1 protein-coding gene is annotated in these 249 nt (G+C 36.1%); it reads right to left on the bottom strand.

Going from position 1 to position 249, the window contains the following annotated elements:
* Positions 1–8: 8 nt before the first annotated feature.
* On the bottom strand, positions 9–249 hold a 241-nt coding region (locus DWV53_RS15960), incomplete at its 5' end, for a hypothetical protein (protein ID WP_220432002.1).

Below are 249 nucleotides of genomic sequence, written 5' to 3' on the forward strand. Positions count from 1 at the left end.
TTACTTTTTCAAATGACCCTAAATGACATTGACACCAAATGACCCCTTTTCATTTCTTCAGCTAATTCCAAGTCTTTTCTTGCATTTTCATTGTTTCTGCAATAAAGTTCAGATAGAAAATCAACAGAACTTATTGTATTACAGCTACTTATAGCCTTTCTCGCATAGAAAGTTAGGGTGAAAGCTTGCATTCTGTCCGAAAATGTTGTATCTTTGCACCGGCAATCGAAAGAACAGCCTTTTGTGCCT

Source organism: Segatella copri (assembly GCF_003465495.1).
Classification (GTDB): Bacteria; Bacteroidota; Bacteroidia; order Bacteroidales; family Bacteroidaceae; genus Prevotella; species Prevotella copri_G.